General features: G+C 45.5%; 9 protein-coding genes. 8 read left to right on the forward strand and 1 reads right to left on the reverse strand.

Going from position 1 to position 13338, the window contains the following annotated elements; genetic code table 11:
* Window positions 1-8 precede the first annotated feature (8 nt).
* Genes DDT91_RS16775 through DDT91_RS16785 form a run of 3 tightly spaced genes read left to right on the forward strand, consistent with a single transcriptional unit; the run spans window position 9 to window position 2591 of the window.
* Window positions 9-971: an alpha-E domain-containing protein gene (locus DDT91_RS16775; RefSeq protein ID WP_187177350.1), complete on the forward strand. Its 963-nt coding sequence runs from the start codon at window positions 9-11 to the stop codon at window positions 969-971.
* Window positions 972-987: 16 nt separating this feature from the next.
* Window positions 988-1731 (forward strand): peptidase, encoded by a 744-nt coding sequence (locus tag DDT91_RS16780; protein ID WP_187177351.1) that lies wholly within the window; start codon window positions 988-990, stop codon window positions 1729-1731.
* A gap of 2 nt (window positions 1732-1733) precedes the next feature.
* On the forward strand, window positions 1734-2591 hold the full coding sequence (locus tag DDT91_RS16785; RefSeq protein WP_255502163.1) for a transglutaminase family protein: 858 nt from the start codon (window positions 1734-1736) through the stop codon (window positions 2589-2591).
* Here the strand turns inward: DDT91_RS16785 and DDT91_RS16790 are convergent, their stop codons facing one another.
* Window positions 2592-3365 (reverse strand): hypothetical protein, encoded by a 774-nt coding sequence (locus tag DDT91_RS16790; protein ID WP_187177352.1) that lies wholly within the window; start codon window positions 3363-3365, stop codon window positions 2592-2594.
* A 295-nt stretch (window positions 3366-3660) separates the two neighbouring features.
* Between DDT91_RS16790 and DDT91_RS16795 the strand changes: the two genes are divergently transcribed.
* From DDT91_RS16795 to DDT91_RS16815, 5 genes are all read left to right on the forward strand, one after another.
* Window positions 3661-4893 carry a PepSY domain-containing protein gene (locus tag DDT91_RS16795; RefSeq protein ID WP_187177353.1) on the forward strand — a complete coding sequence of 411 codons (1233 nt, stop codon included), beginning with the start codon at window positions 3661-3663 and terminating at the stop codon, window positions 4891-4893.
* Window positions 4894-5452: 559 nt separating this feature from the next.
* Window positions 5453-6121 carry a response regulator transcription factor gene (locus tag DDT91_RS16800; protein ID WP_187177354.1) on the forward strand — a complete coding sequence of 223 codons (669 nt, stop codon included), beginning with the start codon at window positions 5453-5455 and terminating at the stop codon, window positions 6119-6121.
* Window positions 6118-7500 (forward strand): HAMP domain-containing sensor histidine kinase, encoded by a 1383-nt coding sequence (locus tag DDT91_RS16805; RefSeq protein WP_187177355.1) that lies wholly within the window; start codon window positions 6118-6120, stop codon window positions 7498-7500. Before DDT91_RS16800 ends, DDT91_RS16805 begins: the two co-directional genes overlap by 4 nt.
* Window positions 7501-7574: 74 nt before the next feature.
* Window positions 7575-11894: a CusA/CzcA family heavy metal efflux RND transporter gene (locus DDT91_RS16810; RefSeq protein WP_187177356.1), complete on the forward strand. Its 4320-nt coding sequence runs from the start codon at window positions 7575-7577 to the stop codon at window positions 11892-11894.
* Window positions 11894-13045, forward strand: a complete 1152-nt coding sequence (locus DDT91_RS16815; RefSeq protein ID WP_187177357.1) for an efflux RND transporter periplasmic adaptor subunit — start codon at window positions 11894-11896, stop codon at window positions 13043-13045. The genes DDT91_RS16810 and DDT91_RS16815 overlap by 1 nt, the downstream gene beginning before the upstream one ends.
* Window positions 13046-13338 lie beyond the last annotated feature (293 nt).

The raw sequence follows: 13338 nt of genomic DNA on the forward strand, positions 1-13338 counted from the left end.
GAAAAGTCATGTTGAGCAGAGTAGCAAATCATATTTATTGGCTAGGCCGGTATTTGGAAAGGGCAGAAAACTACGCCCGATTTATCGATGTGAATTTCAACTTGATGCAGGATTTGCCCCAAGACCTCAAAGAACAATGGGAACCATTGGTGGCAGCCACAGGAGATTTGGATTTTTACCTGAAAAAGTACCAAGGATTTGAGCGGCATCAGGTCATGTATTTCCTGACCTTCGATCCTGAGAATCCCAACTCCATGCTTTCTGCGGTAAATAAAGCCCGGGAAAATGCCCGGATCATCAGGGAAAATCTGAGCAAGGAGACCTGGGAAAAAGTGAATGAACTGTACTACATGCTCCAAACTGGGATGGAGAAGAAAGTCTGGAAAAAGGAGGATCCCCGTCAATTTTACGAAATGGTGAAAAATCAGATCCTTCTTATTTACGGATTGGCAGATGCTACCGTAGCACGAACGGAGGGCTGGTATTTCCGGCAGTTGGGACAGCTTTTGGAAAGGGCAGATAAGACCTCACGGATTTTGGATGTGAAGTATCATATTCTGCTTCCTTCCCCGATTGAGGTTGGCTCGCCTTTGGACTTTCTTCATTGGATGGCCTTGCTCAAGTCTGTCACCGGATTCAATACCTATAGAAGGTTATATGGGAATATTGATCCCTCCGGAGTGGTCGAGTTTTTGGTGCTGAATAAATATTTTCCCCGATCCATTTACTATTGTCTCAAGGAAGCCGAGCGATGTCTTCATTGCATCTCAGGAAATTCTACGGATGGGATTAAAAACTCATCAGAGAAGGCTATCGGTGAATTGCGGTCCCGCTTGGAGTACTCAGAAGTCGATGATATAATTTCTGTCGGTCTTCATGAATATTTGGATACACTTCAACTGAAAATCAACCATATTTCCGATCTGATAGACATCAATTACTTCCGTCTGAAGGAAAATTTTATTTCTTAACTCTGAACACAATCCCATGACCTTTTGCCTGGGCATAAAAACTAAGCAAGGATTGGTAGGCCTCTCCGACACCCGGATTACTTCCGGAAATGAGACTACTTCCTCCAAAAAAGTATACACTGTCAATCGGAAAAAGCACTCTTTTTTCATCATGACTTCAGGTCTTAGGTCTGTCAGAGATAAGGCGATCACTTATTTTTCAGAAATGATCGCTAGACAGGATGATTCGTTCACCAAGCTGTACCAGGCTGTCAATGAATTTGGGAATCAGGTGAAAATCGTGGCCAAGGAGGATAAGCAATACTTGGAAGAAGCAGGCTTTCAGTTTAATCTTTTCTCCATAATCGGAGGACAGTTGGAGGATGATCCTGAGCCCAAAATGTATCTTCTTTATCCTCAGGGTAATTGGATTGAGATTAGAAGAGGAACTCCCTTTGTCATCATTGGAAATACTGGCTTTGGACATCCCGTTTTGAAGCGTTCGCTTCATTACGAGGATTCCTTGGAATACGCCTTGAAATGTGCTTTTTTGGCTTTTGATGCTACCCGGATTTCTGCCAATGACGTGGATTATCCGATTGATACGGTGATCTTGAAAGATGGGGAATATTTTACTCAGGAGAAGCGATTTGAACAAAAGGAATTGGACCATGTCTCGGCTTTTTGGAATAACAGGCTCAAAAATGCCATCGCTGAGTTGCCATCCGAGGTTTTGAACAGCGCTTTCGAAAAGTTGGAAATTCTTTCCAAAGAATCCTGATTATGCTGATTCAGGTCTGGCATCATACCCATTATTTCTACTCCAATCCGGTGCTTCTGGGAGTTCATAAGGTCTATTTGATTCCCCAATACAGGCCTTATTTTCGGATTGAGCACCAGAAGTTTCAGGTCCATCCCAAGCCAGAAGGAAGCAATTTCAGACAGGACTTGGCCGGGAATTGGTACAAGCAGTGCTGGTTTACAGGAGAAGTGGAGCAGTTGGAAATTACGGGAGAGTGGATTTTCAAACTCCAGCAGTTCAATCCTTTTGGATTTATCCTGGATAAATCCTTCGAGGATAATGGCTGGAACAATCCCCTGTTTCAATTTAGCTATGAAGAAAAAACCGCTTTTTTGATTCCGTTTTTACAGAATCATGAAGGGACTAGTTTCCTTGAGTTTTTGAAGGAGGTCAAAAACTCCTCTACGGGGCTCGTGGATTTTTTGGTGAAGCTGACCCGAATTATCTATCAAAACTGGACCCATGAAATCCGGCATGAGGAAAATATCTGGTCATCTGACTACACGTTTGAACAAAGAAAAGGGTCTTGTCGAGATCTTGCCTTGATGGAAATGGATATGCTACGCGAAGTAGGTTTAGCCACCCGATTTGTATCCGGATACGCGTTTAATCCTGATCTGGAAGATGGACACGAGCTGCATGCTTGGCTTGAAGTCTTCCTTCCAGGTGCAGGCTGGGTAGGGATGGATCCGAGTTTGGGGCTCTTTACAGACCACAACTACATACCCTTGGCCTCCCATCCGGATCCCAAAAGAACCCTTCCTGTGCAAGGTGGCTTTTCAGGAAACGCCGATTCCAAGCTTGTCACCCGTGTGGACTTAAAGCTACTGCATAAGTAATCAGTTTGCTGCCACGGCGCTTTTGGGCATTTCGTAGAGATCTTTTTTCAGGGATTCCTCCAACAGGAACACATCCGAAAAGCTAACCTGATATCTGATTCTTCTGCTGGAATCATTTTCAACCTCATATCCGGTGATCACTCTTGGGAAAATCAACCCACCGGCGTCGCGGTAGTCATCGTAGAACAAGGCTTCCTCTACTTGGTTGTTTGGATTGAAATATTTGACAGAGAAAAGTACCCATGCCAGTTTGCCGGTTTCCGGATCAATGAGCAGGGTATAGCGGTTGGAAGGACCTAAAAGTTTACCTTCTTTCAGGGTGGCATCAAGCGTCTCAAAGGTTTTGCCGTTGAATTCCCGGTTCCCGCCTTTTTTGACTGTCACCAGGGTGTCTGTCAACACATAGGGAATACTGAGAAAAGTAGAATATAGATTATGGTAGAACCGAACCGATTGCCCGGGAAAAGCTTTTCGGTTTGGGCTGATCCAAACTTTCTCTCCGTCGTTACCTGCCTGAAACAGATCGGCGTCTATTCTTGCCTTTCCATTTTGCAGATCCAGGTAATGATTTTCCCATTCCAGGGTAGTTTCATGAACCATGGCAAATGAAAAGGATTTTGCATCGATCCATTTATTCCAGTCGCCATGCGCGTCCAAAAGCTTTTTGAATTCCTCAGGTTGATTCAATCTCGGGTCAGGACCAGTATTCTCTTCTTTACAGGCTGAGATGGATAGAAAAACCAGAACTAGGTAAATCAGGTGACGGGATTTCATCTGTTGATAAATTGTATTTTATGGCTAGACCTGCATTTGTCGGCAACAGGTAGAATGCCTCAAGCAATCGTTCCCTGGTGCGAGAAGTTTTTCTTGGACATTTCCTAAGCCGAATTTTGATGGAAAGTTACCAAAACAGCTCAATTATTATGAGCCATACTGAAGAGCAGGTGAAAATTGATCAAATTCTTTTTGGGTCTCCGGAATTTCTGAAAGAATTAAAGATTTTTTTTAGATCATTTCTAAATAATAAAAATCTCTTGTTTAGATTTGTTCCAGATAAAAATAAGAGTCTATGTGGAAGCCCGTCCGTAAGTTTCTCAATGATATTCACCTCTATGCAGGACTGACCTGTGGACTGATTGTGATTGCAGTTTGTCTGAGTGGGACGATTTATGTGTACAATACCGAAATCAGGGAATTTTTTGATTCCGAGCGTTATTTTGTGGAAGAGAAAGGGACTCCCAAATCTTTGGATGAGCTGAAATCAACTTTGGAACAACAGCTTGCAGGTCAGGTGGTAGGCGTCAATGTGTTTCAACAGGAAGGAAGAACAGTTCAGTTTTTGGTAAAGGAAGAAGGGCAGGAGAGACCAGCTACCTATTTTGTGGATCCCTACACGGGAAGTGTTCTGGCGAATAATGTCGAAAAAACGGGTACCGAGGAATTTATGGGTTACATGTTTTCTCTTCACCGATGGTTGCTGTTGGACAAAATCGAAGAGCCGATTATGGAAAGCATGACCAATCAGGAGCTCGGTCGATTTATCAATGGGGTTGCCACCTTGCTGTTTCTCCTTGGCGTGATCACCGGAATGGTGATCTGGGTTCCTCAAAAAGTCAAAAACTGGAAGCAAGGCCTGAAAGTAAAGTGGTCCGGAAACTGGAAGCGGATCAACCACGATCTCCACAATACCTTGGCTTTTTATTCTCTTGGAGCACTGTTTATCATGGCGGTGACAGGTCCATTCTGGTCCTATCAGTGGTACAAAACAGGCTGGCAAAAGACTTGGGATACCTATCAGCCACCTAAAGAGGAAAAGAAAGGCCCGGCACCAGAGCAAGCGAAAAACGAAGAGACTGCTGATGAGGAGGAAATTCAACCCGCGTACATGTTGTCTTTGGACGAAATCATGCTTGCAGCAAATACAAATCTCGATTATGCAGGAAATGTGCGGATCACCTTGCCTCAAAAGTCGGGAGGAGAGGTGTCCATCAGTAAATCCAGAACAGGCTTTTTTGCCCGTGCTGGCGCAGATCAGCTGAAATTAAACCCAGAAAATCTGGAAGTGAAAGAAACCAATCTTTTTGGGGACTTGCCTGTGCGTCAACAGATTGGAAGGTCCGTGAAGGCGCTTCATACAGGCGAGATTTTCGGTCAGTTTACCAAGTTTTTGTGGTTTTTGGGTTGCCTGATTGCGACTTCTCTGCCGATCACCGGTACGCTGATTTGGTTGAATAAGAAGAAAAAGAAAAAGCCAAGCAAAGCGAGAAAAGCTGCTTCTGTCGTAGAAGCTGAGATGGCTTAATAATAAGGTTCGATTTTTCGAAAAGGGCTTTCAGTTATGCTGGGAGCCTTTTTTTTGCCGCTAAGTTCGCTAAGGGGAAAATGAGAGGGCTCAAAGATTTTTTTTCCTTTTGCCACGAAGGCGCCAAGGCATTAAAGAATACTCTGACAACTGCGACTGAAAACAGATCACTGACCACTTTTTCAGCTTTCTAACTTTATCCTTCAAACTTTTCATGCTGCCAACTGCGACTGAAAACTGAATACTTAAAAGGTTGTCCTGCTTCTCCCGAAGCTGGCTTTTTGATTTTGCCACGAAGGCGCAAAGGCATTAAAGAATACTCTGCCAACTGCGACTGAAAACAGATCACTGACCACTTTTTCAGCTTTCTGACTTTATCCTTCAGACTTTTCATGCTGCCTACTGAGACTGAAAACTGACCACTTTTTCAGCTTTCTGACTTTATCTTTCAGACTTTTCATCCTGTCAACTGCGACTGAAACTGAACACCTCTAGCGCCTTTCTGTCTTTGTGGCAATACTTTTTTGCGCCCTTCCTCTGAAAAAATTTAACTTGCACCATGCGAATCTTAGTAGTCGAAGACGAACCCGGAATATCCAATTTTCTCAAGCAGGGATTGGAAGAGGAAGCTTTTGCGGTGGATGTGGCGGACAACGGTAAAGTCGGTTTGGATCTCGCGCTTTCCGGGAATTACGATTTGTTGCTCTTGGACTGGATGGTACCCGGTATAAGTGGAATTGAGTTGACTCGTCAGTTTCGAAAAGATTTTCCTCAGACGCCCATCATTTTTCTTACGGCCAAAGACACGCTGGATGAGACCATTTTCGGCCTCCAAAGCGGAGCAAATGATTATATCAAAAAGCCTTTCCACTTCGAGGAGTTGCTGATGCGGATTCGCGTACAGCTTCGTGGAAAAGCAAACGTGGAGGAAATACTGACCTTAGGTCCGATCGAGATTTTTCCGGATAAACACCTGGTCCTGAGGAATGGGGAGGAGGTACAGCTTACGCAAAAGGAGTTTGCACTACTGGAATATCTGGTTCGAAACAAAAACAAAGTGTGCCGTCGAACACGGATCATAGAAAGCGTTTGGGATATTCACTTTGACTACAATACAGGGGTGATAGATGTATTTATCAATTCCCTCCGCAAAAAACTCCAGCTCAGCAGAGAGGAGGATTACATCCAGACCATTCGCGGAGTGGGCTATATGGCAAAGGAGCTATGAGGACGGCCTATAAGGAACGAATTGCCAGAAGGCTGACTTGGGTCACGGCGATGATCATCCTGATCGTGTTTGTACTCATCTATCTGGTGGCGAGCTTCACCGTGGTGCGGAATATCGACTACGAGCTCCAACTCGAGACGGACAAGCACAAGGATCAGATTTTTTTGGTTGATGGGGGAATCCGATTTCTCCATATGGACGAGTGGGAGGAGATGGAACATAGTCAAATCCAGCTTGACCCCATTTTTATCGAAATCGTGGATTTGCAAGGAAGATCCATGGATCGATCTCCTAATCTGAGGGAGAATCATCTTAGCTTTTCGCCTGAGAAATCCCTGAAAAACGAGGCTTGGACACAGAAAATCGGTGCAAGCGAGGTAAGACAAAGGCAAATCCCTCTTTACAATGCAGGAAAGCACGAAGGCTATTTACTCCTGGCCAAATCGTTTGAAGATTCAAGAGAGCTCCTGGACAACCTCAGGAATGTATTGGTGGTCTTGTATCCCATTATTTTATTTTCACTTTTTCTCACCATGCGTTACCTCGCAGGAAAAAGTATAGAGCCGATCCAGGAAATTATCGACAAAACCAATCAGATCACCCAAAAAAACCTCAATGAGCGAGTGCCCGAACCGGAACTCCAAGATGAAATAGGCCAGCTCACCCGATCGATCAACAATCTGCTGGGTCGTTTGGAACAGGCCATGAAGAGGGAAAAACAGTTTACCTCCGATGCTTCTCATGAGTTGAGGACACCGCTCTCGGTGCTTCGTGGCACGCTGGAAGTATTGATTCGAAAGCCAAGAACCTCAGAAGAGTACGAGCAAAAAATAAAAACAGCGCTGGGAACCATCGACCGAATGAGTGCCATGATCGATCAGCTTTTAGCCCTTGCCAGAGTCGAAAATTCAAAAAACTTGGTGAGAGAAGAGTTGGAATTAATCACCTTTTTGGAAGAGAAAGCAGATCAAATCTCCGCGGAGCAACAGCGGAATATCACGTTTCAATCCCAAGTCAGTGTGCCGATATACATCACCACCAATGAGAAATCCTTGGAGATGATCTTGGATAATCTGCTGCAGAATGCCATCAAGTATTCGCCCAAAGGATCGGCTATTTATCTCAGAGTAGGCAAGTCAGGGCATCATCCTTACATTGAGGTTACCGATTCGGGTTCGGGGATCGATGAGTCTCATTTGGAGCAGATTTTTGATCCTTTTTTTAGGGAAAAAGAAGCCTTGGATTTGGGGATTCCCGGTACAGGATTGGGTTTGGCCATTGTGAAAAAACTGGCTCAGGAATCTCAGATCAAACTTTCAGTGGTCAGCAAAAAAGATGTAGGCAGTACTTTTAGACTGGATTTTCCTCACCAATCTTAAGCAAATCTTAAGAATCGCCTAAGCCAGTCCTAAGTTGGGTTTTGGACTTTTGTCTATCACTTAGACTTGGGTTCATGCTTGATCGGATCATACAGTGGAGTATTTCCAACAAACTCATCATTTTCATTTTTATCGCGGCTTGGATAGGATTTGGAGTATATGCTCTGTCCAAATTGCCCATAGGCGCAGTACCTGATGTGACCAACAATCAAGTGCAGGTCATTACCACTTCCCGAAATCTGGCCACGGAAGACGTAGAGAAATTTCTTACTTATCCGGTGGAGTTGGAAATGGCCAACTTGCCTGGAGTTAAGGAAATTCGTTCTGTCTCCAAGTTTGGGCTATCCGTGGTGACGATCGTGTTTGAGGAAGATATGGGGACTTATTTGCCCAGACAGCTGATTGCTGAGCGACTGAAAATCGCACAGGAAAAGATCCCTGCTGGTTTTGGGACACCGTTCATGGGGCCTATTTCTACGGGCTTGGGGGAAATTTATCAATATGTGATTGATGTCAAGCCGGGCTACGAAGACCGTTACAGCATCACCGATCTGAGAACCATTCAGGATTGGATTGTCAGGAGAAATCTTTCCGGAATCGAAGGGGTGATCGAGGTTAATACTTGGGGTGGATTTTTGAAACAATATGAAGTAGCTATTAATCCCGAGCGACTCAAGGCCATGAATGTCAATTTGGCTCAAGTCTATGAGGTCTTGGCCAAAAATAATTCCATCGGAGGAGGAAGCTATATCGAAAAGACCAACGAGAGCTTTTTTATCCGTGGTGAAGGTCAGGTCAGAAGCCTGGAAGACATTGGTAGTATTGTCTTGGAGGTACGCAATGGTAGTCCCATTTACATCCGCGACATTGCTACCGTGCAGTTTGGCCACGCCAACCGTTTTGGAGCGATCACTGCCAACGGGGAGGGAGAAAAAGTGCTAGGACAAGTGATGATGCTCAAAGGGGCTGATGGCAAAGGGACCATTGATCGTGTCAAGGAGCGTATATCCGAAATGGAGAATTCCTTGCCTGAGGGCATTGTGATCAATGGTTTTCTGGATCGCTCAGAATTAATTGCCCGAACCACCTTTACCATCACCGAAAACCTGGTGTTGGGCTGTTTGATCGTGGTATTTGTGGTCGTACTGCTCTTGGGGAATTTCCGATCCGGCCTGGTAGTCGCCTCAGTGATTCCATTGAGTTTGCTCTTTGCGCTCTCGATGATGTACATCTTTGGAGTTGATGCCAACCTGATGAGTTTGGGTGCGATTGACTTCGGGATTATCATCGATGGGGCGGTGATCATCGTAGAGTACATAGCCTATCAATTCACTAAATCCTCAGCGGTATTCACTGGACTTTCTTCCAAAGACAAACAGGCCGAAAAGGATAAAATCTCTTTCACGGGAGCTTCCAAAATGATGCACTCTGCCATTTTTGGGCAGATCATCATCATCATTGTATTCATTCCCATTTTGTCTCTTTCGGGCGTGGAGGGCAAAATGTTCCGTCCCATGGCCGAGGTGTTCAGCTTCGCCTTGATTGGAGCCATGATTTTGGGCCTGACCTATGTGCCGGTGGTGTCTTCCCTTTTCCTCAAGTCTGAAGCTCCCGGACCTAAGAATGTCTCCGTTCTGCTGATCAATTTTCTCAATAAGCTCTATGAACCTACCATCCATTGGGCATTGACTCACACCAAGGCAGTGCTTACTGCGGCAGGCTTGATTTTGGTTGGGGCTTTTTTGCTGTTTTCTACCATGGGGGCGGAGTTTGTTCCCACTCTGGACGAAGGTGATTTTGTGATTCAGCCGGTATTGAAGACAGGGACTACCCTGACCAACACCGTCGAAACGATAACAGAAATCGAGAAGATTCTGATGAAGTTTCCTGAAGTAAATCAGGTGGTAACCCGAATCGGAGCAGCCGAAATTCCCACCGACCCCATGTCCATGGAGGAGAGCGATGTGATCGTGACCTTGCATCCACCGAGTGAGTGGACTACTGTGGAGACCAAAGACGAGTTGGCCGAAGAGTTCAAAAAAGCGCTGGAGGCAATTCCCGGATTGGACTACGAATTCACTCAGCCGATCGAGATGCGATTCAATGAGCTGATTACCGGTGTGAGGGCAGACTTGGCGATCAAGGTTTTTGGGGAAGATCTCGAGGTATTGCTCCAAACCGCTCAAGAAATCGAGGCGGCCATCCAAGGTGTGGAAGGTGCGGCGGACATCATTTTGGAGAAAGTGGATGGACTGCCTCAGATGAAAATCGAATATGACCGAGCCAAAATCGCCAAATACGGACTCAATGTGGAGGACCTCAATCAGGTGGTGACTATGGGATTTGCCGGTTTGAGTGCAGGGACGGTTTTTGAGGGGGAAAAGCAGTTTGACTTGGTGGTACGATTCGATGAGCCTTTCCGAAAGGATATTGAAAATCTGGAAAATGCAGCCATCCAACTTCCCAATGGAGGAAGTATTCCTCTTTATGAATTGGCTAAAATCAGCTACACCAAGGGGCCTGCTAAAATATCCAGGGACAATACCCGACGCCGGATCGTCATCGGGGTCAATGTAAGAAATCGTGATCTTCAGTCTGTGGTGGATGATATCCAGGCGATCATCAAAACCAAAATCAAAATTCCGGAAGGTTACCGTGTGGACTATGGTGGGCAGTTTGAGAACCTACAGCAAGCCAGAAACCGCCTGTTGATCGCTGTTCCGGTAGCGTTGGTGCTGATTTTTTTCCTTTTGTATTTCGCGTTTTCCTCCACCAGGGATGCCTTAATGATTTACACGGCGATTCCGTTTTCGGCAATTGGAGGAATCCTTCTCCTTTGGTTTAGAGATATGCCTTTCAGTATTTCTGCTGGGGTTGGGTTTATCGCCCTTTTTGGGATTGCGGTGCTCAATGGAATCGTCATGATCGAACATTTCAAATCCATGAAACATAGATTTACCACCATTCGGGAGTTGGTGATCGTCGGGGCTAAAGAGCGACTTCGCCCCGTATTACTGACCGCTTCGGCGGCAGCCTTGGGCTTTTTGCCTATGGCCGTGTCGGGTTCGGCAGGTGCTGAGGTACAGCGTCCTTTGGCTACGGTAGTGGTAGGCGGATTGATTTCGGCTACGCTGTTGACCTTGGTCGTTTTACCGGTGCTGTATGTGCTTTTCAACTCCGGACAAAAAGGAATCAAATTGCCCAAAGCCGCAAGCATTTTAGTGTTGTTTTTGCTCAGTCCTTTTGCTTCTTCATTTGCACAGCAAAGTACTGAACTGACTCTGGAAGAAGCCCTGCAGTTGGCAGAAAAGCAAAATCCTGGCATTCTCGCCTCCCAAAAACGCTTGGAATCAGCTTCCGCGTTGACCCGTTCGGCCTGGGAGGTTTCCAAAACCACGGTTTTCCATCGACAGGATCAAAATGACATTGCAGAAAATGGCGTGTTCAATAGGGTGTGGGGAGTGCGTCAGAGTATGGATTTTCCTACTGTTTATGGGGCCCAAAAGAATTTTCTCCGCTCTGGTGAGCAACAGGAAGAGGCACGCTTAGCTCTTGACCTCCGGGCCTTGAAAAAAGAGGTGAGCACGGCTTATGTAACCGCTGCCTATTGGAGGGAATTGGAGAAAAATTACAATTTTCTCGATAGCCTTTATGGTTCATTTTCAAGAGCAGCCAACCGACGGCTGGAAACCGGGGAAGCCAATTTGCTGGAAAAACTTACCGCAGAAAGTAAGCAGCGGGAGATCGCCATTCGAAAATCAGAAGCTCAGCGCGGAAAATCCATAGCGCTGGAACAGCTTGCAAGATTGATTCAGCTTAATGGAGAGGTAACGATTTCCGAAGAACCCTTGGAATTGGTGTTGAATACAGATCTGGAGTCCCATCCCGGTTTTTCCCTTTTTGAGGCCGCCAAAATGCAGGCCTTTTACCAGACCAAAGTCAATCAAAATTCCCTTTTGCCCAATTTCCATTTGGATCTGTTTAGAGGCACTAACCAAGAGCCTGGATCTAAAATCTATCCCGGATTTGAAGTGGGCGTAGGGATTCCGCTCTTTTTCGGTGCACAATCTGCAAAAATCAAAGCCGGAAAAATCGCTCAGGAACAGATCGACTTTGAATCGGAAAACTTTCGTTCCCGATTAGAGACCAACTTTTCAAACATCCAAAAGAAATTGGATCAAAATCGGCAAATCATCAACTACTACGAGACAGAAGGAAAAGTGCTTGCCGATCAGTTGCGAAACCAAGCCAGTCGATCCTTCCAAGAAGGAGAAATCGATTTTCTCCAATACGTCCAACTCGTGGAAAACTCCCGGACGATCACCTTGCAATACCTGCAGGCCCGTCTCGATTATCAACTCAATCAACTTGAACTTCTTTATTTAGTGAACTGATGAAAACCGCTAAGCTCACAATACTTGCTCACTTGGGCGCCACTTTACTTATTTTGTCTACTTCCTGTTCCAAGAATGAATCTTCAGAAAACGGTATTGAAGTGGCTGAAGCTCCAGAAGATTCAAGAGAAATTGTCCTTACCGAGGATCAGTTTCGCACCATGAAAATGGAGTGGGGCCCGCTACACACGGGAGAGTTTTCGGAGGAAATTACCGTGCAGGGTACCGTCCAGATTCCAGTCGAAGGGATGCGTGAGATTTCCGCTTACTATGGAGGGTATGTCCAGGATTTGAAATTGCTGGAAGGGGAGGCCGTAAAAAAGGGAGAGGTACTTTTCACTTTGGAAAATCCTGATTTCATCCGTTTACAGCAGGATTACCTGGAGACCAGAAGCCAGCTCACCTACCTGAAGGCAGAGTTTGAGCGTCAGCGTATCTTAGCTTCCGAACAGATTTCGGCCCAGAAAAACTTGATCAAGGCCGAAGCGGATTATCAGTCAGCCTTGGCAAAGACAGAGAGTTTGAAAAAGCAGCTCTCTCTGATCCAAATCAATGCGGAGCAACTCACTCCCGAGTCCATCAAAACCAAAGTAGCGGTGACTTCGCCAATCAGTGGATTTGTTGAGGGTGTGTGGGTAGTTCCAGGTCAATTTTTGCCTGCTGCTGGAAAAGCAGTCTCTCTATTGAGCAAAGATCACATTCATGTCGAGTTGGTGTTGTTTGAAAAAGATGCCAATCGGGTACATCCAGGACAGAAAGTGGAATTTTCCAGTCCTGATAAGCCAGGAGAAGTAATGGAAGCCAAGATTTATGTGGTAGGTCAGTCCATCAATGAGCAGCGCCAAATCAACGTACATGCACATTTGTTGGATGATGGCCAGGAATCTAAGTTGACGCCGGGAATGTTTTTGCAGGCAAGAATCCAGTTAGATCCTAAGATCTCCTTGGCAGTGCCAGAGGAATCGGTACTCGAGGTGGATCAGGAACGCTATATTTTGATCCAAAAGGCTAAGACTGAAAGCGGATTTGTGTTGGAAAAAGTAAAAGTCATTCCCGGTGCCAAGGGCAAGCATTACCTGGCAATCGAGCCGGAGAAGGCCTTGGACTCTACGACGGTGGTCTTGGTCAAGGGAGGCTTTAATTTGCTGTAAAAGCGGATTTGCCACGAAGGCGGAAAGACGCTAAAGATTACTGTTGTCCTGCTTCTCCAGAAGCTGGACTTGACAGAAGAATTCCCAGAGTTTTGCTCGGTTTTCTTAGTTAAAGGAATGAGGGTTGTTTTTGAAGACGTGAGAGGATACACTCACTTCAGCACTAAAGATTGAACTACAATAGACACGTAGGAAACACATAGAAAAAGGGTTGGTAATTAAAAAGCTATGTGCCGCTATGTGGCTAGTGTGGTCAAAAAAAAATCGACTTACCTCAAACCAACCATGAATTT

It is taken from the genome of Algoriphagus sp. AK58 (genome assembly GCF_014324365.1).
GTDB lineage: Bacteria > Bacteroidota > Bacteroidia > Cytophagales > Cyclobacteriaceae > Algoriphagus.